General features: G+C 72.6%; 25 protein-coding genes and 1 pseudogene. 18 read left to right on the plus strand and 8 right to left on the minus strand.

Translation table 11 applies throughout. The features are described 5' to 3' along the window. Nucleotides 1-55 precede the first annotated feature (55 nt). A complete protein-coding gene (locus ACZ4Z5_RS18665) occupies nucleotides 56-238 on the plus strand; it encodes a hypothetical protein (protein WP_468263908.1) in 183 nt (60 codons plus the stop codon). 55 nt (nucleotides 239-293) lie between these two features. On the opposite strand, the gene ACZ4Z5_RS18670 is transcribed toward ACZ4Z5_RS18665, so the two are convergent. Both ACZ4Z5_RS18670 and ACZ4Z5_RS18675 read right to left on the minus strand, forming a co-directional pair. After that, nucleotides 294-1,274: a hypothetical protein gene (locus ACZ4Z5_RS18670; RefSeq protein ID WP_468263911.1), complete on the minus strand. Its 981-nt coding sequence runs from the start codon at nucleotides 1,272-1,274 to the stop codon at nucleotides 294-296. Between the two features lie 99 nt (nucleotides 1,275-1,373). Beyond that, entirely contained in the window at nucleotides 1,374-1,733 is a 360-nt protein-coding gene (locus tag ACZ4Z5_RS18675) for a hypothetical protein (RefSeq protein WP_468263914.1), read from the minus strand. Nucleotides 1,734-1,793: 60 nt separating this feature from the next. Between ACZ4Z5_RS18675 and ACZ4Z5_RS18680 the strand changes: the two genes are divergently transcribed. Continuing rightward, nucleotides 1,794-2,696: an oxygenase MpaB family protein gene (locus tag ACZ4Z5_RS18680; RefSeq protein ID WP_468263916.1), complete on the plus strand. Its 903-nt coding sequence runs from the start codon at nucleotides 1,794-1,796 to the stop codon at nucleotides 2,694-2,696. Here the strand turns inward: ACZ4Z5_RS18680 and ACZ4Z5_RS18685 are convergent. After that, nucleotides 2,682-3,365: a class I SAM-dependent methyltransferase gene (locus ACZ4Z5_RS18685; protein ID WP_468263919.1), complete on the minus strand. Its 684-nt coding sequence runs from the start codon at nucleotides 3,363-3,365 to the stop codon at nucleotides 2,682-2,684. The two genes, ACZ4Z5_RS18680 and ACZ4Z5_RS18685, sit on opposite strands and share 15 nt — an antisense overlap. A 149-nt stretch (nucleotides 3,366-3,514) precedes the next feature. On the opposite strand from ACZ4Z5_RS18685, the gene ACZ4Z5_RS18690 reads away from it, so the two are divergent. The 4 genes from ACZ4Z5_RS18690 to ACZ4Z5_RS18705 all read left to right on the plus strand — a co-directional run bounded on the left by ACZ4Z5_RS18690 (nucleotide 3,515) and on the right by ACZ4Z5_RS18705 (nucleotide 8,253). Further along, on the plus strand, nucleotides 3,515-4,285 hold the full coding sequence (locus tag ACZ4Z5_RS18690) for an MHYT domain-containing protein (protein WP_468263922.1): 771 nt from the start codon (nucleotides 3,515-3,517) through the stop codon (nucleotides 4,283-4,285). A 590-nt stretch (nucleotides 4,286-4,875) separates the two neighbouring features. Continuing rightward, the gene (locus tag ACZ4Z5_RS18695) at nucleotides 4,876-7,395 is read left to right on the plus strand and encodes a sensor histidine kinase (protein ID WP_468263925.1); all 2,520 of its coding nucleotides are present in this window, start codon (nucleotides 4,876-4,878) and stop codon (nucleotides 7,393-7,395) included. After that, on the plus strand, nucleotides 7,392-7,829 hold the full coding sequence (locus ACZ4Z5_RS18700) for a roadblock/LC7 domain-containing protein (protein ID WP_468263928.1): 438 nt from the start codon (nucleotides 7,392-7,394) through the stop codon (nucleotides 7,827-7,829). Before ACZ4Z5_RS18695 ends, ACZ4Z5_RS18700 begins: the two co-directional genes overlap by 4 nt. 31 nt (nucleotides 7,830-7,860) lie before the next feature. After that, the gene (locus tag ACZ4Z5_RS18705) at nucleotides 7,861-8,253 is read left to right on the plus strand and encodes a DUF742 domain-containing protein (RefSeq protein WP_468263930.1); all 393 of its coding nucleotides are present in this window, start codon (nucleotides 7,861-7,863) and stop codon (nucleotides 8,251-8,253) included. A gap of 189 nt (nucleotides 8,254-8,442) precedes the next feature. Here the strand turns inward: ACZ4Z5_RS18705 and ACZ4Z5_RS18710 are convergent, their stop codons facing one another. Further along, nucleotides 8,443-9,447 (minus strand): rod shape-determining protein, encoded by a 1,005-nt coding sequence (locus ACZ4Z5_RS18710; protein WP_468263932.1) that lies wholly within the window; start codon nucleotides 9,445-9,447, stop codon nucleotides 8,443-8,445. Between the two features lie 115 nt (nucleotides 9,448-9,562). On the opposite strand from ACZ4Z5_RS18710, the gene ACZ4Z5_RS18715 reads away from it, so the two are divergent. Beyond that, a complete protein-coding gene (locus ACZ4Z5_RS18715) occupies nucleotides 9,563-9,922 on the plus strand; it encodes a cupin domain-containing protein (protein ID WP_468263934.1) in 360 nt (119 codons plus the stop codon). Nucleotides 9,923-10,198: 276 nt separating this feature from the next. Further along, complete coding sequence (locus ACZ4Z5_RS18720) at nucleotides 10,199-10,612, plus strand: hypothetical protein (protein ID WP_468263937.1); 414 nt, start codon at nucleotides 10,199-10,201, stop codon at nucleotides 10,610-10,612. 311 nt (nucleotides 10,613-10,923) lie between these two features. On the opposite strand, the pseudogene ACZ4Z5_RS18725 reads toward ACZ4Z5_RS18720, so the two are convergent. Next, a pseudogene (locus ACZ4Z5_RS18725) lies at nucleotides 10,924-11,114 on the minus strand (GntR family transcriptional regulator); the annotation flags it as partial. 315 nt (nucleotides 11,115-11,429) lie between these two features. Here ACZ4Z5_RS18725 and ACZ4Z5_RS18730 point away from each other — a divergent pair. The 3 genes from ACZ4Z5_RS18730 to ACZ4Z5_RS18740 all read left to right on the plus strand — a co-directional run bounded on the left by ACZ4Z5_RS18730 (nucleotide 11,430) and on the right by ACZ4Z5_RS18740 (nucleotide 13,071). Next, complete coding sequence (locus ACZ4Z5_RS18730) at nucleotides 11,430-12,047, plus strand: GTP-binding protein (protein ID WP_468263940.1); 618 nt, start codon at nucleotides 11,430-11,432, stop codon at nucleotides 12,045-12,047. Between the two features lie 89 nt (nucleotides 12,048-12,136). Further along, nucleotides 12,137-12,499 carry a DUF1304 domain-containing protein gene (locus ACZ4Z5_RS18735; RefSeq protein ID WP_468263943.1) on the plus strand — a complete coding sequence of 121 codons (363 nt, stop codon included), beginning with the start codon at nucleotides 12,137-12,139 and terminating at the stop codon, nucleotides 12,497-12,499. Further along, nucleotides 12,496-13,071 carry a TetR/AcrR family transcriptional regulator gene (locus ACZ4Z5_RS18740; protein WP_468263946.1) on the plus strand — a complete coding sequence of 192 codons (576 nt, stop codon included), beginning with the start codon at nucleotides 12,496-12,498 and terminating at the stop codon, nucleotides 13,069-13,071. Before ACZ4Z5_RS18735 ends, ACZ4Z5_RS18740 begins: the two co-directional genes overlap by 4 nt. Nucleotides 13,072-13,077: 6 nt before the next feature. Here ACZ4Z5_RS18740 and ACZ4Z5_RS18745 read toward each other — a convergent pair whose 3' ends face one another. Both ACZ4Z5_RS18745 and ACZ4Z5_RS18750 read right to left on the minus strand, forming a co-directional pair. Further along, on the minus strand, nucleotides 13,078-13,530 hold the full coding sequence (locus ACZ4Z5_RS18745; protein ID WP_468263949.1) for a hypothetical protein: 453 nt from the start codon (nucleotides 13,528-13,530) through the stop codon (nucleotides 13,078-13,080). Continuing rightward, a complete protein-coding gene (locus ACZ4Z5_RS18750) occupies nucleotides 13,527-13,985 on the minus strand; it encodes an ATP-binding protein (protein ID WP_468263952.1) in 459 nt (152 codons plus the stop codon). Before ACZ4Z5_RS18750 ends, ACZ4Z5_RS18745 begins: the two co-directional genes overlap by 4 nt. Nucleotides 13,986-14,281: 296 nt before the next feature. Here ACZ4Z5_RS18750 and ACZ4Z5_RS18755 point away from each other — a divergent pair, with 296 nt between their 5' ends. The 4 genes from ACZ4Z5_RS18755 (at nucleotide 14,282) to ACZ4Z5_RS18770 (ending at nucleotide 16,606) form a co-directional block, all read left to right on the plus strand. Then, the gene (locus tag ACZ4Z5_RS18755) at nucleotides 14,282-15,142 is read left to right on the plus strand and encodes a helix-turn-helix domain-containing protein (RefSeq protein WP_468263954.1); all 861 of its coding nucleotides are present in this window, start codon (nucleotides 14,282-14,284) and stop codon (nucleotides 15,140-15,142) included. After that, nucleotides 15,143-15,379 (plus strand): DUF397 domain-containing protein, encoded by a 237-nt coding sequence (locus tag ACZ4Z5_RS18760; RefSeq protein WP_468263957.1) that lies wholly within the window; start codon nucleotides 15,143-15,145, stop codon nucleotides 15,377-15,379. A 59-nt stretch (nucleotides 15,380-15,438) separates the two neighbouring features. Then, on the plus strand, nucleotides 15,439-16,248 hold the full coding sequence (locus ACZ4Z5_RS18765; RefSeq protein WP_468263959.1) for an SAM-dependent methyltransferase: 810 nt from the start codon (nucleotides 15,439-15,441) through the stop codon (nucleotides 16,246-16,248). 91 nt (nucleotides 16,249-16,339) lie between these two features. Beyond that, a complete protein-coding gene (locus tag ACZ4Z5_RS18770; RefSeq protein WP_468263962.1) occupies nucleotides 16,340-16,606 on the plus strand; it encodes a hypothetical protein in 267 nt (88 codons plus the stop codon). Nucleotides 16,607-16,682: 76 nt separating this feature from the next. Here ACZ4Z5_RS18770 and ACZ4Z5_RS18775 read toward each other — a convergent pair whose 3' ends face one another. Then, nucleotides 16,683-17,504: an MmyB family transcriptional regulator gene (locus ACZ4Z5_RS18775; protein ID WP_468263964.1), complete on the minus strand. Its 822-nt coding sequence runs from the start codon at nucleotides 17,502-17,504 to the stop codon at nucleotides 16,683-16,685. A gap of 617 nt (nucleotides 17,505-18,121) precedes the next feature. On the opposite strand from ACZ4Z5_RS18775, the gene ACZ4Z5_RS18780 reads away from it, so the two are divergent. The 3 genes from ACZ4Z5_RS18780 to ACZ4Z5_RS18790 are packed head-to-tail and all read left to right on the plus strand — an operon-like array spanning nucleotide 18,122 to nucleotide 22,137. After that, nucleotides 18,122-20,485, plus strand: a complete 2,364-nt coding sequence (locus ACZ4Z5_RS18780) for an ABC transporter ATP-binding protein/permease (protein WP_468263967.1) — start codon at nucleotides 18,122-18,124, stop codon at nucleotides 20,483-20,485. A 9-nt stretch (nucleotides 20,486-20,494) separates the two neighbouring features. After that, entirely contained in the window at nucleotides 20,495-21,103 is a 609-nt protein-coding gene (locus tag ACZ4Z5_RS18785) for a hypothetical protein (RefSeq protein WP_468263969.1), read from the plus strand. After that, nucleotides 21,100-22,137, plus strand: a complete 1,038-nt coding sequence (locus ACZ4Z5_RS18790) for a serine/threonine-protein kinase (protein ID WP_468263972.1) — start codon at nucleotides 21,100-21,102, stop codon at nucleotides 22,135-22,137. Before ACZ4Z5_RS18785 ends, ACZ4Z5_RS18790 begins: the two co-directional genes overlap by 4 nt. Nucleotides 22,138-22,178: the final 41 nt, after the last annotated feature.

Here is a 22,178-nt window from a genome sequence, read left to right on the forward strand (position 1 = left end):
GGCACGTTGAGAGGATGCAGGCAGGCCTTCGGGCCGTGTTGAGGAGGCGACCGACATGTCGAACCGAGCGAAGATCGCCATCGTGGGCGTGGTGGCCGGACTCGTCCTGATCCCGCTGATCGGCTTCTGGTACGCGCTCCTGGTCATCCTCGGCGTCCCGGCCGTGGCCTACCTCGCCCTGGACCCTGCCCAGCGCCGCCGGGTCCGCCGGATCACCCGCAAGGAGCTGGGGCGCTAGGGAATGCCCGGCGCCGCGAGGGTCCGTCCCGCTGTGCCGGACGTGCTTCGGACGGTCAGTCCGGCCGGGCCGCGAGTTTGTCGAGCGCTTCCAGGAGGCCCGGGAGTTCCGGCCCCCGGCCGACCGGCAGGACCTCGCCCGGCGCGTCGTCCAGCAGGACGAACGCGATGTCGTCCGTACGGGCGACCAGCGACCAGCCCGGCCCGTCCGCGCGGATCGTACGGGCCTCGCCGGTGGCGAACGACGAGCGGATCCGCCCGATCGGAGGCGGCTCGTCGAGGTAGCGGCGCGCCTCGGCGAGCGCCCGGCGGACACCCGCCCGCGGCCCCTCGTCGTCCCCGGCCACGCCCGTGCCGCCGGACGGCTGCTCCTCGGCGTCGGCCGACGCGTCCGCCGCGTCAGGAGGCGTCCCCGTGCCGTCCGCGGACGCCGGCGTGGCGTCATCGCCGGCGCCGGTCCCGGCCGCGTCCCGGCCGCCCTCGGGGGTGACGAACTCCGACTCGTCGATCTGTGCTCGCCAGGCTTCCCACTGCCCCGCGATCGCGTCCGCCCCCAGCCTCCGCTGCGCGGGACCCCACCGGGAGCCGTCGGGCGGGCTGAGCGGCACGACCGGGCTGCCGTCCGGGCCTTCCTCCGGCTCCGGATCGTGCGGCGCGGGGACGTTCGGGGCCGCCACGGCGAGCGCCAGCGGCCAGCCGGGCAGCGCCGCGACGACCGTCCGCTCGTCGGGCGACAGGTCGTACTCCATGCCGCAGTCCCAGGAGGCGATGGCCACCGCGACGAGGGAGACGTCGTCGACGACGACGGTCCAGCGCGCACCGCTGCCGTCCTGCCCGAGCACCACTCCGTAGCCCTCGGCGTGTGGCGGGACACCCAGCGTGGCGCAGGCCTCGGGGAAGTCGTCGCCGAGCACGCCCGGGAACTTCGCGGGCGTGAGCAGGGTCGCGGTCAGTACGAGCAGCGCGTCGTCATAGTCGTCCGCACCGGCCGTGGCGGCGCCCTGCGGGACGGCTGCGGCGTCGTCGGTGGCGGCCACGGAATCCTCCCTTTTGCTTCGTCGTCGGCGCACCCTAACCAGTGGGTATCGGGCACGTCGAGGGGTAACGGCCGGAAAGGCCCCGCAGCCGCCCGATGATCATGCGCGGCGGTCCGGTGCGGTGACGGGCAGCCCGAGCAGTGCGTGCGCGACCACCCGGGGCGACTCCCCGCGCTCCCGTGCAAGGGCCAGCACGGCGCGGCGCGCCAGTTCGCTCACCCCGAACGACAGGGCCTCCGGCGAGACCCAGCCGGCCGCCTCGTCGATTCCCCGCTCGTCGTCCTCGGCAGAGGCCGCGACGTAGGCCGCAGCGGCCTCGAATATGTTGTGCGGCCGGGGCCGGGGCGGCGGTGCCGGACGAGCGACGGCGCGGCGGCGGCCGACGGTGATGATCCTGCGGAGTGCGGCGAGCACGCGACCACCTTCGCTTTCGTTATCGGTCGAGCAGGGGTGCGACATTCGAAGTCTTCCCCGTGGCAATAGAGTTGGATCCCGATCTACCGAAGGGGATGTGGTCCGGTGAAGCGCTACGACCGGCTCAAGGAGATCCAGCAGCTCGATCCCGAGAGGGACTTCCTGCGGATCTACCGCCTGACGGCGACGTACGAGTTCCCCTGGGACTTCACCCGCGCACTGGAGCTCGCCCTCTACCGGACCTACGCCGTTCCGAGCATCGGCCGCCTGCTCGCGCAGACCGCGGAGCTGACGGAGCGTTCCCAGAAGCGGTACGACGACACGGCGCTCCTCCTCGACGCGGTGGTCGAGCACGGCTTCGACAGCGACACGGGGCGCACCGCGATCCGCCGGATCAACCGGATGCACCGCAGCTACGACATCAGCAACGACGACATGCGCTACGTCCTGTGCACCTTCGTCGTCATGCCCAAGCGCTGGCTCGACAGCTACGGCTGGCGCCGGCTGTCCTCGCACGAGCAGCGTGCCTGCGCCGCGTACTACCGCACGCTCGGCCACCACCTGGGCATCCAGGACGTCCCGCAGTCCTACGAGGAGTTCGAGCGCTGCCTCGACTCCTACGAGGCCGAGCACTTCGGATGGGACGAGGCGGCACGCTCCGTCTCCGACGCCACGCTGGACCTCATGGCGTCCTGGTATCCGCGCGCGCTCGCACCCCTGGTGCGCTCCGCGAGCCTGGCCCTGCTCGACGACTCCCTGCTGCGTGCCTTCCGGTACGAACGGCCCTCCGGCGCGGTGCGGGCGCTGGTCGGGGGCGCGCTCCGGCTGCGGGCCCGGGCGGTGCGCCTGCTGCCGCCGCGCAGGGCGCCCCACTACGCACGGCAGAACCCCGAGATCAAGGGATACCCGGACGGCTACGAGGTGGCCGGGCTCGGCACCTTCCCGGTGCCGGGAGCGCGCGGCTGCCCCGTACCCCACGAGCGACGCCAGGCCTCACCCGCCGAATGATCCGTCCGCAGCCGTTCCCTCCGCGCGCACGGCCAGCACCAGGAAGCGCGCGTCCTCGTCGGTGTACGAGGTCATCCGCCAGCCCGAACCGGCCAGCAGCGGGCGGAGGTTGGCCTCGGCGCGCAGGTCCTCGGCGGTGACCGGGCGACCGTGCCGTGCGGCCAGGGCGGCCCGTCCGATGGGGTGGAAGAGGGCCAGCAGACCGCCGGGGCGCACCACACGGGCCAACTCCCGTAGATTCGCCGTCGGTTCGGGCAGATGGGCGATCAGTCCCGCGGCGAAGACCGCGTCCAGGACCCCGGTGCGCAGCGGGAGCCGGGCGACGTCGGCGAGCAGCAGGTGCCCGTCGCGGTCACGCCCGGCACGCCCGGCCGCGGCGAGCATCGCCGCCGTGAGGTCCAGCCCCAGGACCGTGCCGGCCGGGCCGACGGCTGCGCGCAGCGGAGGCAGCGCCCGCCCGGTCCCGCAGCCCGCGTCGAGGACCACGTCGCCGGGCCGCAGCCCGAGTGCCGCGACGGCCGCCGCGTACGCGGGACCGTCGTCGGGGAAGCGGCTGTCCCAGTCCGCCGCGCGGGCTGTGAAGAACTCCTGTACGTGTGAGCGGTCGTCTCCATGCGCGCGGTCGTCCACGTACGCGCGGTCGTCCACGTGTTTACGGTCCTCGGCCATGGGGCCATGATCCCTCATGCTCGGCGAGGGCGTCCGGCGCACAGGTTCGAGCGCGGGCGGTCGTTCGGGAACATCTCTGTGTCATATTCGGGCAGCTTTCGCAATGCGCCCCCGCCAGGCGCTCCCGGCGGGACTAGCGTCCCCTGGCCATGGGACACCTGGACCACGCCGCTTTCGGCTGGCTTACCCCTGCGCTGTCGTACGCGATGGCCTGCATCGGCGCCGCACTCGGGCTCCGCTGCACCGTACGGGCCCTCGAGGCCGGGGGATCCTCCCGGCGCAACTGGCTGATCACCGCCGCGTCCGCGATCGGCACCGGCATCTGGACCATGCACTTCGTCGCCATGCTCGGGTTCCGCGTCACCGGGACCGGCATCCGCTACGACGTCCCGCTCACGGTCCTCAGCCTCGTCGTCGCGATGGTCGTCGTCGGAGGCGGGCTCTTCGCCGTCGGCTACGGACGCAACCGCGTCGCAGCCCTGCTGGTCGGCGGACTCACCACCGGACTGGGCGTGGCGAGCATGCACTACCTCGGCATGGCGGCGCTGCGGCTCCACGGCGCGGTGCACTACGACCCCGTACTCGTCGCGGTCTCCGTGGTGGTCGCCGTCGTCGCCGCCACGGCAGCCCTGTGGGCCGCCCTCAACATCACGTCACCGGTGTCCGTAGCCGCCGCGTCCCTCGTCATGGGAGCGGCGGTCAGCAGCATGCACTACACCGGCATGATCGCGGTGAGCGTGCAGGTGGTCCCGTCGCGGGACGTGCTTCCCGGGGCCACGGCGATGCAGTTCGTCTTCCCCCTCGCCGTGGGCCTCGGGTCGTATCTCTTCCTCACCTCTGCCTTCGTGGCGCTGTCCCCGACCGCCCGCGAGCGTGCCGCCTACGCCATGGCGGAACGGCTCGGGACCGCGGGGCCGTAGGCGAGGAACGTCCCGTCGCCCGGGGAGGCGGTGGAGAACCGGCAAGCTGCGCCGGAGTTCCCGTACCTCCGTCGGGCACCGGTCCCGGCGGGTAGCGCGTACCTCCGTCGGCCACCGCCAGGGCCTCACCGCCCCCACCCCGCCGGTACACCCTCCCCGTGTCGGCTTCCCGCCTTCGCGCCGGGGCGACGTCCGTCGGCCCGTCCACCGCCCACCCGCCGGTCACCGCCCCGCCGCCCCGCCCCGTCAACCGGCCGCCCCCGCGGCCGGCCCGGCGCACCACATCCCCGTATCCGTAAGCGAGGACCCCCGTGCGAACACCCCGCAGGAACTCCGGCGCCGGCAGGCCGCCCGCGCCGCCCGGACGGGCGTCCCGTGGCCGGCGTGCGCACGCCGGCCCACCCGCAGACGAGCAGGACACCCCGTGCGAGCACGGAATGTCCGGCCTGCCGCGGAACGCCGTCGACCAGCCCTCCCGATCGCCCGGTGGACCGGCGGGCCCCGTCCCCCCGGGCGATCGGGAGGCGTCCCCCCGGCGGCGGCCGCGACTGCGCCCGCGGACCGTCCGCGCCAGGATCGTCTGCCTGCTGATGGTGCCCGTCGTCTCGCTCCTCGCCCTCTGGGGGTTCGCCACCGTCACCACGGCCCAGGACATCGCCCGTCAGAGCCGGGCCCGGCACGCCGACCGGACGGTGGGCGGGCCCCTCGCCGTGGCCGTCGCCCACCTCCAGGCGGAGCGCCGCGCCGCGGTGGTCCAGGCCGCCGCGCCGACGGACGACCGCGCCACCGCCCTCCGGCAGCAGACCCGTCGCACCGACCGCGCGGTGGCCGGCCTGGTCCTCGGTGACGGCCACACCGTCGCCGAGGGGGGCGACCTGCCGCCCGAACTCGCCGACCGCCTCGGGCGGTTCGTCGCCGGCGTCGGCGAACTGGCGGCGCTGCGCACCGACCTCCTCGACGGCGGCGCCGACCGTGACGGCACCTACCGGCGCTACACCGACGCCGTTGCCACCGCCTTCGGCGTGTCCGGTGCGCTCACCGGCATCCGGGACACCGGCCGCGGCACGGACGCCCGTGTCCTGCACGAACTCGCCCGGGCCGACGAGATGCTGTCCCGCGAGGACGCCCTGCTCGCCTCGGCACGACTGACCGGCACACTCGACGCGGCACAGCTGCGACGGCTGACCGGCGCCGTGGAGACCCGCCGCAGCATCATCGAGTCCGCCGGCCCCGATCTCCCCGGCCCCCGGCGGACCGCCTGGCAGTCCCTCACCGGGTCGGACACCTACGCGGCTCTGACCGCCGCCGAGGACGAGGTGCTCGCCGCCACTCCCGGGCGCAGGGCCGCCCGCGCCGTCCCCGCGACCTGGCAGCGGACCCTCTCGGACGTGCGCCGGGGAATGCGCGACATCGAGACGGGCACGGCGGCCCACGACACCCCCGGCGGCGACGACGCCGTCGCCCCGGAAGCCCTCACCCCCGCCGAGGGTGCCGTCCTGCTCGGACTCGCGGCCGTCGCCGTATCGCTCGTCATATCGGTGCGCATCGGCAGCGGCCTCGTCGTCGAACTCGTCAGCCTCCGCAACGGCGCCCTCGGAATCGCCCGGCACGAACTGCCCCGGGCCATGCGCAGGCTCCGGGCGGGCGAGAAGCTCGACGTCACGGCCGAGGCACCCGGAGGACCTCCCCCGCAGGACGAGATCGGACAGGTCGCCGAAGCTCTCACCACGGTGCACCGGGCGGCCCTGGACGCGGCTGTCGAACGGGCCGAACTCGCCGACGGGATCTCCGGGGTCTTCGTCAACCTCGCCCGGCGGAGCCAGGTCCTGGTGCACCGTCAGCTTTCCCTGCTGGACCGCATGGAACGCCGCACCGACGACCCGGCGGAGCTCGACGACCTCTTCAGACTCGACCACCTCACCACCCGGATGCGCCGCCACGCGGAGTCCCTGATCATCCTGTCCGGCGCAGCCCCCGGCCGGGCCTGGCGCATGCCCGTGCCGCTCACCGACGTGGTACGCGCCGCCGTGTCCGAGATCGAGGACTACGCACGGGTCGAGGTCCGCCACCTCCCCGAGGCCGCCGTGAACGGCGGTGCGGTGGCGGACCTCACCCATCTCCTCGCCGAACTCGTCGAGAACGCCGCCCAGTTCTCACCCCCGCACACCATGGTGAGGATCAGTGGCGAACCCGTCGGCAACGGCTACGTCCTGGAGGTCGAGGACCGGGGCCTCGGCATGGGCAGCGAAGCCCGCGCGCAGGCCAACCGGCGGATCGAGGAGTCGGAGTCCCTGGACCTCTTCGACAGCGACCGGCTCGGACTGTTCGTGGTGAGCCGGCTGTCCGCCCGTCACTCGATCAAGGTACGGCTGCGGACCTCGCCGTACGGAGGCACGACCGCGGTCGTCCTGCTGCCCACCGCGCTGCTCCACACGACCACGGTGACGGCGGGCGCCACCGAGCCGGCGCCGTCGGCACGACCGCTTTCGGCGTCGACCGGCCGAACCCCGGCCAGCGGCCGACCCGTCTCCGATCCTGCGGAGCAACCGTCTTCTCCCCAGCGGTCGGCGGCTCGTCACACCGATCGGACCGAAGGCGATCAGCCGGAAGGGGCGCAGGAGACCGGAACACCCGTCGGCGACACGAGACATGAGCGCCTCGCCCGCCGCGATGCGCCCGGGCCGCCGGACACGGACGTCGCGGCGGCCGACCGCTCCGTCCCCGAAGGAGTCACCGCGCTACGGCCCCGCCCCGGCCGGACCGCCTCCGGCGGGCTCGTGAGCACCCCCGGCCCGGCGGTCCACGGCGGTGTCCCCGGCGTCCCGCCGCACGGAGGACCCACCGAACCGGGCGTTCTCCCGCGCAGGGTCCGGCAGGCCTGCCTCGCCCACCAGCTGCGTCACGCCCCCGCACCCGCGGACGAGCACGACGCAGGATCCCTCGACGAGCGCAGCCCCGAACAGGCCAGGGACCGCATGACGGCGTACGTCCATGGCTGGGCCCGGGGCGGCGCCGCCCCTCCGTACTCCGGCAGCCGTTCCCGTACGGCGCACGCCGAGGACACCTCTTCCAGCGCAGGCACGGATTCCAGCGAAGGAGACCCCGCATGATCGAGCACCACAGGACCGACACCGCGCCCCGCGTCGGCGACCTCGACTGGCTCCTGGACGATCTCGCGGCCAGGGTCCGCGACGTACGGCACGTGGTGGTGCTCTCCGGCGACGGCCTCGCCGTCGGCGCCTCCAGCGCGCTGTCCCGCGAGGACGCCGAGCACCTGGCCGCCGTCGCCTCCGGGTTCCACAGCCTCGCCAAGGGCGCCGGGCGGCACTTCCGGGCGGGCGGGGTCCGCCAGACGATGGTGGAGTTGGACGACGGCTTCCTGTTCGTCGCGGCCGCCGGCGACGGTTCCTGCCTGGCCCTGCTGAGCACGGCGGCCGCCGATGTCGGCCTCATCGCCTATGAGATGGCCCGGCTGGTCAGCCGGGTCGGTGAGCATCTGGGCACCCCACCGCGCCACCCCGTGCAGCCCCCCGCGGCGGGCTGACGGGACGGTCCCGCATGGAGGAACGACGTCGATGACCGAGCCCCCACGGGGCGGCCGCTGGTACGACGCCGAGGCCGGCCCCCTGGTCCGCCCCTACGCGATGACCGGGGGCCGGACCGAACCGGGTCGCGGCGGGCCGTGGTTCGACCTCGTCGCGCTGGTCGTCGCAGAGGCCCCGCCCGACGACGCCGACGAGTCACTGCTGGGCCCGGAGCACCGCATGCTGCTGGCCCTCTGCCGTGACCTGCCCCGGTCGGTCGCCGAACTCGCCGCCGGTGCCGACCTGCCGGTGGGCGTGGTGCGTGTGCTGCTCGGGGATCTCCTCGACGGCGGCCGCGTGAAGGTGCGCCGGCCGGTGCCGGCCGCCGTCCTTCCGGACGTGCGGATCCTGAGGGAGGTGATCGAGGGTCTCCGGGCGCTCTGAGCCGGCCCGTGGCGCTCTGAACCGTCCGCGGACTCTGGCCGCCCGTCCTCTGAGCCGTCCGGGCCACCCCTCCTCCCGCGGCACAGGGACGGGTCTCCCACGCGGCAACAGGGGCTGGTTCCTTGCGCGGGGTACTGCGCCCGGCGTCTCACGCGGCACAGGGCTCGGCCGACTGCGTTCTCCGGCACCTCAGCCGACCGCGTCCTCCGGCACCTCGGCCGACCGGTGCGCCGGCACGGAGCCTCGCTGCCTCAGCGCCCATGCCCCCTCGACGCATGCGTCCCCCGGCATCACCGGTTCGTGCACCGGCAGCCGCAGCGTCTCGCGGAGGTAGTCGCCCAGGCCGTACGTCAAGGATCCCTGGCCGCACAGCAGCAGGCCACGGTCGAGGATGTCGTCGACGAGCTCGGGCGGGCTCGCGTCCAGCACCTCGGTGACCACCTGCCGCACGTCCTCATAGGTACGGTGCAGCAGCTCGGCCATCTCCGAAGGCCTGAGCTCGTACACACAGGGCGTGCCGTGCTCCAGGTCCCGGCCCCGCACGGCGACCGGACCGCGGGTCTCCGACACGGCCAGTTTCACCTCTTCGGCGGCCTCGGTACTGATCGCCAGTGAGTACTCCTCCCGCATGCGTTGCACCAGGCGATCGTTGACGGCACCCGATCCGCGGCGCACGGTCCGCGACTCCACCGGGGAGCCGAATGCGATCATCGTCGCCGTCGAACGGTCCTTGCCGACGTCCACCAGCATGGACCCCGACGGCTGGTCCTGTTCCACACCGAGGGCCGCAGCCGCCGCGACCGACTGGGAGATCAGTTCCACCTGCTTGATCCCGGAGTCCTCGCACACCTGGCGCAGCACACTGCGTTCCATGGCCGTCGAACCGTCGGGCACGCAGATGACCCCCGCACCGGGCCGCCCCTTGCGCTTCCCCTGCGCCCGCTCGTGCAGGGCGGCGGTGAGCAGCGACACCGCGGCGTCGAAGTCGCACACGGCGCCGGCCCGTACGGGGCTGACCAGCCGCAGGTGCTGCGGGGTGCGTCCGACCAGGACCCGGGCGGCGTCGCCCCACGTACGGACCTGGCCGTCCTCGTCCACGACGGCCAGATGGGGCGCCCGCCAGATCTGGTCGTCCGAGCGCAGCCGGACGGTGGAGCTTCCCAGGTCCATGGCTATGCGGTGGTTCGTGGCCATGCTCCGACCGTCCCGTGGTCCTCCGGGCGCAGCAACCCCTGCGTGGTGTCCGGGTGACGGACGGGGAGGGACGGGAAGGACCGGACACGGGCGGTCGGCGCGGTCCGATGCGCGGATGACGGCGAGGTCCGCGAAGCTGGACGGCATGGAGAAGTTCTCGCTCGACGCGATTGCCCGTGAGCAGTTGAAGGCGGCCCGGACGGCATCGGCCGGGCGGAGTGCCTCCACGGTGGTGGGAGGCCATGAGCGGAGGCTGAGGCAGACGGTGGTGGCGCTGGTGGCCGACACGGTGCTCAGCGAGCACGACAACCTCGGTGAGGCCACGCTGCAGGTGCTGCTCGGCCGTGTCAGGCTGTCGTCCGGGGGCCACGACTGGGAGGCACGGACCGGCGATCTGCTGCAGGTGCCGCAGGCCCGTCACGTGGTGGAGGCGTCGGAGGACTCGGTTGTCCTGATCACCGTGGCGATGGGCTGAAAGGGGAGGCCCCCCTCCGGTTCTGCTCGGCTTCTCGGGCCCTGTCGGCCCTGTCGGCCCTGTCGGTCGGCACGGCCCGCTTGGCCCGCTCGGCCTGCCCGGCCCGCTCGGCTGGTCCGCCGCCGCGGCCGGGCGGACCCGATGGCGTGATGACGAGCTGACGGTGCGACGAGATGCCGATTGGTGCGATCGGGGGATCCCTGGCCGTGGGTGCAACCGGACCGTGTGCGCGGGCGGTCCTCCCCGGCACCATTCCGCCCCACGGAGGAGAGCCTGATGAACGATCAGTACACCGCAGCGCCGTGGACGAGCCCGACCGCGCTCCGTGACCCCTACCGCTGTCCGGCCGCGCAGGACCACCCGGAGCCGTCCGTGCAGGACTTCCCCCGGCCGTCCTCACGGGACTTCTCCGAGCCCTTCGCTCGGGACTTCGGGGCGCCGCCGTTCGCAGGCGACGGTGAACTCGCCCGCGCCGAGAACGACTTCCTGCTCGCTGCGCCCCATGCGGAGGAACGTCTCTCCCGTCGGCTGCCGGCCCCGGACCGGCGCAAGCTGACGCTCCATGCGGCGCTGACCGCCGCGGGGATCCCGCCGTACCCGGGTGACCGTGGAGCCATCGACGTCCTCTGCACCCTGGAGGACGGAACGCTCGCGGCGGTATTGCGCTGGATCGGCGCCGTCGACCGGTAGCGCGGACGTCCACCACCACCGTGATCGGAAAGTGTGGTGGGAACAACCCCTCACGGGTTCGAATCCCGTATCCCTCGCCGGCTCAGAGGGCCGGACCGCATCACGTGGTCCGGCCCTCCGGCGTTCGTCCGTCTCGGCTTCCGAACCCGTGCCCGGCTGCTCCCAGACGACGTCTCCGACTTGCTGCGCCGCTCTGCGCAGCGGCGTCCCCGCGACCTGCATGTGGCGGGCCCGCATGCGCGCCGCTCCGCCAGGCTCCCAACCCGTGATCGCGTCGACCATGACGTCCGGGACGTCGAGGATCAGGAGGGGGACTCCAGCCGGCCGTCGCGCTTCAGCGGCTCCAGCGCCCGGACGACGGTCGGGCGGGACATCCCGAAGCTTGCACCAGTTGGTTCCCTCTGGGCACGCGGGTGCCGGGCGCGTACGTGCCGTCCTCGTTGCGATGCTGAATGGTCTGAGCGAGGCGAACGTACTTCGGCGCCCCCACTTCATACGCCATGGATGCCGCCGCCTGACGGGATCGGCCAGGTTCACCAACGTTCGGCCGGGACCGGACCCGGGGCCTGTTCCGGTCTGCTGGCGAGCTGCCTGGGAGCGCAGCTGAGCGGCTCTACGCATGGCCGCAGAAGCAACCAACGGACTGGAAAGCGTGCCGATACGGTCAACTAACGGTGGTCCAGCGGTCACTACCCGTAGAGAACGGTCGGTCCGCTCGAGGCCGGGGCATTCATTGCCATGATGCGTCACTCGTACTGGCGCACGGTTCTCCCGTTGAGAGCCCCGCGCGCCCCTGACTCGTCGAGAGAAGTGATCGATGTCCCCCGAACACTCCGCCCCGGTCGGCGACGACGGAGCCGGCCTCGCTCTGAAGATACTGGTCGCGGGGGGATTCGGGGTGGGCAAGACCACCCTGGTCGGAGCGGTCAGCGAGATACGTCCGCTGCGTACCGAGGAGGTGCTCACCGAGGCGGGCCGGTCCGTCGACGACACGGGCGGTGTCGACCGCAAGGCCACCACGACCGTGGCGATGGACTTCGGCCGCATCACCATCCGTTCCGGGCTGTCGCTCTACCTCTTCGGAACCCCGGGCCAGGACCGCTTCTGGTTCCTGTGGGACGAGCTGGCCCAGGGAGCCCTCGGTGCGGTCGTGCTCGCCGACACCCGGCGGCTGGAGGACTGCTTCCCCGCCGTGGACTACTTCGAGCACCGTGCCATCCCCTTCGTCGTCGCCGTCAACTGCTTCCCCGGGGCCCGTGCCTACGGTGCCCAGGACGTCTCCGGAGCCCTCGATCTGGACCGGGGGACCCCCGTCGTGCTGTGCGACGCCAGGGATCGGGACTCGGGCAAGGAGGTACTGATCCGCCTGGTCGAGTACGCGGGCCGGCTGCACACCGCCCGGCTCCTGGACTCCGTCGGCCACGGCGTCCAGTAGCCCGGGCTCAGCCTGTCGGCGACTTCCTGTACAGTTGTCCAGGAAATGGCTTCGGGTGCGTCCGGGCCGGGCCGAGGAGGAGGCGACAGGTGGGGACAACGGCACAGGTGCTCGTCGGGGTCGTGGCGGCGATCCACTGCTACTTCGTGGTGCTGGAGATGTTCCTCTGGGAGCGCGGGCCGGGCCGTCGGCTCTCCGGGTTCGACGCCGACACGGCCCGTCGCACCGCGCCCCTCGCAGCCAACCAGGGCCTGTACAACGGCTTCCTCGTCGCCGGTCTGGTGTGGGGGCTCGTGGCCGCGGAGCCCGCCGGATTCCGCGTCCAGGTCTTCTTCCTGTGCTGTGTCGTCGTCGCGGGCGTGTTCGGCGCACTCACGGCCAACCGCCGCATCCTCGTCGCCCAGGCGCTGCCCGGCGCGGTCGCGCTCGCCGCGGTGCTGGTCGCCGGATGACGGCGCGCGACACCGTGGACCCGCGCACCGCGCGGACCAGGGGACGGCTGCGCGAGGCGCTGCTCGACGAGTGCGCCGGCCGGACCCTCGCCGAGCTGAGCGTCTCCGCCGTGGTCCGGCGGGCAGGCGTAGGGCGGGCGACCTTCTACCTTCACTACGACGATCTGGAGGCGCTGGCCGTCGATTCCTGCGCGGAGTTGGTGCGCGAGGCGGTGGACGCCCTGCATGCCTGGCAGGACGCCGAGCGCACCGCACCACCCCCGGCGGGCCCGCCTGCCGCGCTCGTCGAGTTCCTCGCCGCGGTCCGGGAGCGGTCCGCGCTCTACGGGACCTTGCTGCGGCCCGGCGGTGGCGGGCCGCTCGGCGAGCTCCTCCACCGGGAACTGCGCGAACGTTCCCGTGACGAGAGGGCCCGGGCGGGCGCACCCCATCCGGACCTGGTGGGCTCCGCGGTCGCGGCGGTCTTCACCGGGATCCTCGCCGACTGGCTCCACGGACTGGTCGACGCCGGTCCGGACGCCTTCGCCGCGCAGGTGTGGCGGCTGCTGCTCGCCCTCCACGCCGCGGGCTGACGCCGCTCATCCGCGCAGCGTGCCCTCGAACCGGTCGCTTCCGCGGCGTGACCACACCGGTGCAACACCGGTCAGTTGACAGGACATCAGGTACAGCGGGATCGGTGGCGTGTACGGGCTGCCGCTCGCGGGGCAGCGGACGAGCCGGGGCCGCACGGCCCGCACCACGGCGCCCGGAACGTACTGCACGGGCTCGGGCCAGGCCAGTTCGACGTCGGAGCCGGACGGCACGATCCACCACCAGACACCGGACTCCGCGAACACGCAGCCGACCCTCGGGAGCCGGTTCATCAGGCGCAGCCCGAACCGCTCGGGGATGCCCACCGCATCGCAGCCGAGTGTGGTCGTGAGCGCGCCGGGAACCGGCAGTGGCCGCGGCCCGTGCGCCGAGCCCGAGGGCGCACGGCCCCGCGTACGGGAGAGCCGGGCCAGGAGGTCGAGCGTCGTCGGACGGCTCATGCGGGCCCGTCGGTGTGCGGCAGTTGCGCCCACACGATCCGGCCCGTTCCGTCGCCCGCCACCTGGGAGCCCCATGATGAGCTGACGGCGGCCACGAGCAGCAGCCCGCGTCCGTGTTCGTCCTCCGGGGCCGGGCACACCTGCGGGCCGTCGCCCGGCCCGGGGCCCTCGTCCTGCACGGCTATGCGCAGTCCGCTCCTGCCGTGCAGGAGTTCGCAGACGATGCGACCGCTCGCGGTGTGCACGACGGCGTTGGTGAACAGCTCCGAGACCACGAGCGTCGCGGTGTCGCCGGTTGCCCGGTCAACGGCCCAGGTGTCCAGCCGGGTGCGGACCAGATGTCTGGCCCGGGACACCGAATCCGGGCGGGCGGCCAGCTCGAAGCGGTACCGCTCGAAGGCCGGCTGCCGTCCGAGCAGGGCGGGAGGTGAGGTCATCGCGCTACCAGAGACCACGGCGCATTCCTAACGGTGGGGGAGAAGCGCCGTACGACGCACCACGGACGTCCGCAAGGTGCGCGGCCGGTGACGGCGCCGGGCCTTCCGGCACGACACGGACGTCGGCGGGGGCCGCGGTCGACGGCGCTGTCGCCGTTCCCCCTCCGTGCCGCAGTCGTGTGAACCGATTCACGACCGTCACTATGTACCCAAGATGTCCACTTAGCAAGAGCCACTATGAAAAGTGCAGAGTGCCGTGTGTCAGTCTGTCAGCGCATGACAGACTGCACGCAACTTCACCCCGGGAGGCAGTCGTGAGTGAACCCCGGTCCGCACCGACCGTGGGCCAGGTCGTTCTCGGCAGGCGCCTGCAGGACCTCCGGGAGAAGGCCGGCCTCAAGCGCGACGAGGCCGCCCGGGTGCTGCGCGTCGCCCCCGCCACCGTCCGCCGGATGGAGACAGCGGAGGTCGCCCTCAAAATCCCCTACGTCCAGATGCTGTTGCAGGCCTACGGCATCGGCGGCGAGGAACTGGACACCTTCCTCGTCCTCGTCGAGGAGGCCAACAAGCCCGGCTGGTGGCAGCGGTTCCACGACATCCTGCCGGACTGGTTCAGCATGTACGTCAGCCTGGAGGGCGCGGCCTCGCTCATCAGGTCCTACGAACCGCAGTTCGTGCCCGGACTGCTCCAGACGGAGGACTACGCGCGCGCCGTCATGCAGTCCGGGGCGATCGGCCAGACCCGGCCCGCCGACATCGAACGGCACGTCGCCCTGCGCATGGAACGGCAGGCGCTGCTCACCCGGCCCGACGCCCCCAGGCTCTGGGTCGTCATGGACGAGACCGTGCTGCGTCGGCCGGTCGGCGAACCCGAGGTGATGCGGGCCCAGGCGGACCGGCTCCTCGCCGCGGCCGAACTGCCCCATGTCACGCTGCAGATCGCCGAGTTCTCCTCGGGCCACCATCCCGGCACCTACGGACCCTTCGTCCTCTTCCGCTTCGCCGTGCCCGAACTCCCGGACATGGTCTACAGCGAGTACCTGACCGGCGCCGTCTACCTCGACGCCCGCACCGAAGTGGCCACCCACCTCGAGGTCATGGACCGCATGGCCGCCCAGGCGGCAACTGCACAACGCACGAAGGAAATCCTCAGGGACTTCCGCAAGGAGCTGTGAATGGATCGCATATACAACGGCATGCCCGCCGCCGACCTCCCGACGGAGGGCTGGCACAAGCCCTGGAGCGGCGGCAACGGCGGCAACTGTGTGGAGGCCATGAAGCTGGCCGACGGCAGAGTCGCCGTACGACAGTCGAGCGATCCCGGCGGTCCCGCCCTGATCTACACCACCGGTGAGATCACCGCCTTCATCCAGGGGGCGAAGGCCGGGCAGGCGGACTTCCTGATGTCGTGACCCCGTTGCCCCGCAGTCCCCGTCCCCCCGCGACCACCAACTGACCAATGGAGCGCCGCATGACCGGAACCGAGCCCGTAGCCGCCCGGATCGACACCAGCAAGCCACACCCCGCCCGGGTGTACGACTGGTTCCTCGGAGGCAAGGACCACTACCCGGTCGACGAGGCGCTGGCCGAACAGCTCCTCGCCCTCGAACCGCGCGGCCGGGACATCGCACGCGTCAACCGGGCGTTCATGCACCGCGCGACCGCCTGGCTCGCCCGGAACGGCATACGCCAGTTCCTGGACGTCGGCACCGGCATCCCCACCGAACCCAACCTCCACCAGATCGCCCAGGGCATCGTGCCCGAGGCCCGCATCGTCTACGCCGACAACGACCCGATCGTGCTGCGTCACGCCGAGGCCCTGCTGCGCTCGACGGACGAAGGGGTCACCGAGTACATCCAGGCGGACGTACGGGACCCGGACCGCATCCTCGAACTCGCCAAGTCCACCCTCGACTTCGACGAGCCGGTCGCCGTCTCCCTGATCGCCCTGACGCACTTCCTGGGCGACGAGGACGACCCCGCGGGCCTGGCGGCCAGGCTGACGGCCGGACTCGCGCCCGGCAGCTGCCTGGTGATCTCGCAGGTCACCGGCGACTTCGACCCGACCGGCTCGGCACGGGCGGTCGAGCTGTACAAGGCTGGCGGGGTGACGCTCCGCCCCCGTTCCAGGAGCGAGATCGAGAGCCTCTTCGGCGCTCTGCGACCGGTCGAGCCCGGGGTGGTCCTCGCGGCCGGCTGGCATCCGGAGCTCGCCTTCGAGGAGCCCGCCGACGGCGACGACACGATCCCCGTCTACGCGGGCGTGGCGCGCCGGGTCTGATCCCGGCCCCGCAGGGGCGGAACGCGGACACCCCTCACGGGCTGTGCCGCGTTCCGCGAGCGGTGGCGCCACACCCTGTTAGCGTCGTGGCATGAGCACTACGCCACAGCGCTTCGAGGTCCTGCTCGTGCCGGCGCATCTCGAGGGCGGCGGCGAGACGCCCTCGCCGGAGGCCGCGATCCGCTCGGGCATCGTCACGGCCACCGGCCAGACCGGCGCCTCGGGGTACCCCCGCTTCGCGGGCGACGGCCTGGTGGCGGACATCGATCCGGCCACCCGCACCGTCGAGGCGCTGCTCGTCGACGGGTACGAACTCGACTACGGACTGACCGCCGTGGTCTCCGACCGGCGGGTGTGACCCGAGCCGCCACCGGGCGACCCGGAGCCCGCGCGCGGCGGCGGTCGGCAGAGGCGGCGGCCGCGGACGGCTGCCGTCAGTTCGCCCGGAGCATTCCCGTCGGCCCCCCGCTGCGCCGCCGGCCGGGGTGGAAGATCAGGATCGTCATCCGGGCCCCGGGGGCGGTCGTCGGCTGGGCGGCACACATCGTGGCCCATCCCGGCCCCCTGCGCGGATGACGCAGCGGCCGTTCCTCGCAGTCGGCGCGCAGGGCGGCGCTGCACGTCTCGTACAGCCTGCCGGTCACCGGGTCGTCCATGACCGTCTGCTCGATCCGGCGCAGGGTGGTGTCGCCGGGGCCCGCGGCGAGACCGGCCCGCAGCTGCGACAGGACGAGCGGGACCCAGGCGTTCTCCCAGTCCGTGAGGATGCTCCGGGCCTCCCGGGAGAGAAGCATCCAGTGCAACGTGTTGCGGGGGATCCGGCCGTCCGGGAACAGCTCCGTGAAGGGCGTGTTGCAGGCCAGCAGATTCCACGAGGAGTCGGTCACGTAGGCGATGTGCCGTATGCCGTCGACCGCCTCCTGCCACACTCCCGGCACCTCCTTGCCGGACAGCGGGCTCAGCGGACCCGGTGGGTCGGCCCGTAACGCGTAGCGGCACAGCGCCACCCACTCCTGCTCGTTGAATCCGAACAGCCGGGCGACGTCCCGGAGCAGTGCGGCGGGCGGGTTGGGGTAGGAGCCGGACTCCAGCCGGTGGTAGGTGCCCATGGTCCGGTGGAGCAGCTGGTCCACCTGGTGCTGGGAGAGCCCGCGGGCCCGCCGGCCCTGGCCGCGGTGCCGGACGAAACCGTGCACCTCCGGGTCGACGAGGGCGCGCCGTTCGCTCAGGAAGGCTCGCAGTGCGTTCCTGTTCATCTGGTCGGGCGCCCCCTGTACGGCCTGCGGGTGATCCGGACGGGAAGTCCATTGATTTCGCTGGAAATTTTTCCCAAGAACCGACCGAAGATATTCGGACGTGCGTCGTTCATCATTGCTGGTGTGCGGTCGATGAAGCCCGGACGGCCGCTTTCTGCTGCCCGTTTCGGCGATATGCCGATTTCGCGAAGTTACCGGCCGGCATCATTGGCCGGAAATGGACTGCGGCCGGTGCCGTGGCCTGTCATGGGCGGCGGCCACGGCGCTGGCCGCCTGCGCTCCGCTTCGTCCGGCAGCGGGTCCGGAATCGAATTCCGGGGATTCCTCCCCGCCTCGGTGTGCAGCAGTGTCGCCGGCGGACGTCGTCTCGTCGGCGGGTGCGCGGCGCGGGGCCGTGGCGCACGGCAACGAGCCGGCTGTCGCCGTGCGATTCACCGTATCGGCGGTGGATCGCGGCCCCGGGTGGCTCACCGGCCCTCGTTGCCGGGATCCCGAGACCCCACGCACCCCCTAGGCTTTTCGCGCTGTTGCCGACGCCTACCGGACCGAGGTTCGCGGCAGTTCCGCGGAACCGATGACATCAGGCGCACACCGGGATACATCGATAAGATCCAGGCATGGGAGAGCGGCCACAGCACCCCACCGCGCCCGAACTCGTCCTGGAAACCGGCGAGGACTCCACGGTGATGAGCCCGGGCCGGATCTACCACATCGGCCGTGACCCCTCCAGCGACATCGTCCTCAGCGACGCCAGGGTCTCCTGGCACCACGCCTTGCTGCGGGCCGACGCCGACCACTGGACGCTGGAGGACGAGGGAAGCACCAACGGCACCTACGCGGACGGCCGGCGCATCGACGCCTGGGGTGTCGGCCCCGGCAGCGTCATCTCCTTCGGACACCCCTCCGAAGGCCCCCGTGCACGGTTCGTCGGCCATGAACCGCCGCCCCCGCCGCCACCCGCCACGGCCGCACGGCCCTCCGAGGTCTCCGCACCCGCGGCCACCGGCACCTTCCGCCGGCCGACGACCGTCAGGCCGCTCCCCACCCGGACCGTCCGCATCGGCCGTGCCCCGGACAACGACCTCGTCATAGACGACCTGGTCGTCTCCCGCCGGCACGCGGAACTCGACGTCCGCCCTGACGGCAGCTACGAGATCGCGGACCTGGGGAGCCACAACGGCACGTACCTCAACGGCCGGCCGGTCACCCGCGCCCCGGTGGTGTCCGGGGACATCATCGGCATCGGCCACTCCGCGTTCTGCCTGGTCGGCGACCAGCTGCAGGAGTACGTCGACAGCGGCGAGGTCTCACTCGACGTCCAGGACCTCACCGTGACCGTCGACGGCGGCCGCAGGACGCTGCTCGACCACATCTCCTTCCCTGTCGGCGAGAAGTGCCTGCTCGCCGTGATCGGGCCCAGCGGCGCCGGCAAGTCCACCCTCCTGAACGCGCTCACCGGGCTGCGTCCCGCCGAACATGGCACCGTCGTCTACGACGGCCGCGACCTCTACCGCGACTACGCCGAGCTGCGCCAGCGCATCGGGCTGGTGCCGCAGGACGACATCCTGCACCTCCAGCTCACCGTGCGCCGCGCGCTCGGCTACGCCGCCCGCCTCCGCTTCCCCGAGGACACGGCCAAGGAGGAGCGCCGGGCACGGGTCGACGAGGTGATCCGTGAACTCGGCCTCCAGGAGCGCGCCGACCTGCCCATCCACAGCCTCTCCGGCGGCCAGCGCAAGCGGGTCAGCGTCGCGCTGGAACTCCTCACCAAGCCGTCCCTGCTGTTCCTCGACGAACCGACCTCCGGGCTCGACCCGGGCATGGACCGCTCCGTGATGCACATGCTGCGCGGGCTCGCAGACGACGGCCGCACGGTCATCGTCGTCACCCACAGCGTGCTCAGCCTGGACGTCTGCGACCGGCTGCTGGTCCTCGCCCCCGGCGGACGCATCGCCTACTACGGACCACCCGAGGACACCCTGCCGTTCTTCGGCTTCGCGGAGTGGCCCGAGGCGTTCGAGGCCTTCGAGAACGACCGCGCGCGGGACTGGGCCGCGCAGTACCGGAAGTCCGCGTACCACGCCCGGTACATCGAGGGCGCCACCACGCAGCCCCGGATACCGCACCCCGAAGAGGAGAACGCCGCCGTCGTCCCGCCGCCGAAGCCCCAGAGCTGGGGCGCGCAGCTGGTGACCCTCGTCCGCCGGTACGCGGCCGCCCTCGCCGCTGACCGCACCTTCCTCGTCATCATGATCGCCCTGCCGTTCGTGATGGGTGCCATGGCCCGTGCACTGGCCGGCGGCGAACTGACCCGTGAGAGCGCGATGAACGTCCTGCTGATCCTCTGCGTGGGCGGGGTGCTCACCGGCGCCGCCAACGCGGTCCGCGAGCTCGTCAAAGAACGGGTCATCTACCAGCGCGAACGCGCCGTGGGGCTGTCGCGCTCCGCCTATCTGATGTCCAAGGTGGTGGTGCTCGGCACCATCACCGTGGTGCAGGCCGTGGTCCTCACCCTGGTCGGGCTCGCCGGAGTCGACACCAACGCGCCGAACGGGAGAGGAGTCCTGCTGCCGCCGCTCGCGGAGATCGCCCTCTCCGTGGCGCTGCTCTCCTTCACCGCGATGATGCTGGGGCTCGTGGTCTCCGCCCTGGTGCGCAAGGAGGAGGTCACCATGCCCTTGCTGGTACTCCTCGCCATCGTCCAGGTGGTGTTCTGCGGCGCGCTGCTGCGCCTCGACGGAGTGCCCGGCCTGGAACAGCTCTCCTGGCTGGTGCCGTCCCGGTGGGCGCTCGGTGCCATGGCCGGAACCATCGGACTGTCGAGGATCGTGCCGGGGGAGCTCGCGGCCGACCCGCTGTTCGCACACGAGGTGGACGTATGGCTGATCGACCTGGCGATGCTCGTCGTGCTCTCCGCGGTCTTCGGGTTCCTCGTCGCCCGGCTCCTGAGGCGCCATGAACCCGCGATCATGCGGAAATAGGGGCGGCCCATGGTGACCCCCGGCCCTCTCGACCCCGAGTTCGTACCCACCCATGTCGTCCCCCGGGAGGGACTCCCGACATGGGAGACCCCCGACACCTCACGCCCCACCGAACCGCTCGACCCCTTCCTCCCGGTGCAGCTGACGGAACGGCGCGGCGACTGGGGCCGGGTCCTGTGCTCCAACGGCTGGTCGGCGTGGGTCGACGGCCGGCTGCTGGTGCCCGTGCCGGCCGAGCCGCCCGTCGCGGGCCGGCCGCCCGCCAGGGCCGCGGATCCGCGGCCGCTGCTCGGCCGTGCCGCCGGCACCCTGGACCGCTACCGGCAGGCCGCGGAGGAGCTGGCCTCCGGCAGGACGGACCCCGAGACCTTCCGCCGCCGCGTCCGGGACCTGCGGGTCGGCGTCGTCGTCGACGGGGACGCCGTGTGGCTGTACGACCCCGATCACGATCGCTGGGTGTACGCGGACGGGATGGGCTTCACCACGTACGCCGTGTCCGCCGGGCCCTCGGCGGCGCACGGGGCACCGGAGGACCCGCCGCCGGGGCCGGACCGGCCGCCGGTAACGCCCGCACCGGAACCGACCCGGATCGTCCCGCCGACGGGTGACCGTACGTGAACGGCGACGACGCCGCGCAGACGCCCTTCGGACGGCCATCCGACCTGATCGGGCGGCGCATCGCCGGATACCAGGTGGAGAGCGAGCTCGGCCGCGGCGGCATGGCCGTCGTCTACCGTGCCAGGGACCTGCGTCTGGACCGCACCGTCGCGCTGAAGCTGCTGGCGCCGCAGCTCTCCCGAAACGATGTCTTCCGGCAGCGCTTCGCCCACGAGTCCCGGGTCGCCGCCGCCATCGACCATCCGCACATCGTGCCGGTGTTCGAGGCCGGCGAGACGGAAGGCCTGCTGTACATCGCCATGCGCTACGTCGCCGGGTGCGACCTGCGGGCCCTGCTGGACCGAGAGGGACCGCTCCCCGTCGACGCGGCGGGCCGGATCGCCGCCCAGGTGGCGTCCGCGCTGGACGCGGCCCACGCCCACGACCTGGTCCACCGGGACGTGAAGCCGGGGAACATCCTCGTCGCGGAGGGCACCGACAGCGACCACCCCGAGCACGTGTACCTCACCGACTTCGGGCTGACGAAGAAGTCGCTGTCCCTCACCGGATTCACCAGCGTCGGACAGTTCGTCGGCACGCTCGACTACGTGGCCCCCGAGCAGATCTCGGGCCGGCCGGTCGACGGCCGGTGCGACGTCTACAGCCTGGGCTGTGTGGTCCACGAGATGCTGGCCGGGGCGCCGCCGTTCCGCCGTGACGACGACATGGCCCTGCTCTGGGCCCACCAGTACGATCCGCCGCCCGTACTCAGCAGTCTGCGGCCGGACCTCCCGCGGGCGCTGGACGGCGTCCTCGCGAAGGCGCTCGCCAAGTCCCCCGACGAGCGGTACGACACCTGCCTGCAGTTCGTGTCCGCGCTCCGGGTCGCCGGTGCGGCGGCCCCGGATGCCCCCGGGGCGGAGGACGAGGGGCATCCGCCCACCCTGGTCGTCACGGCGACACCGGTCATCGGTGAGCCGGGGGCGCCCCCGCCGCCTCCCCGCTGGGCACTGCCCGTGTTCCCCGCGCCGCGGCACCGGTGGGACGGCCGGTGAACGGTCCGGCGGAGGCGGGGTTCCCGACGGAGTCCTGGCTA

The sequence above is a fragment of the Streptomyces sp. NPDC030222 genome (assembly GCF_055573115.1).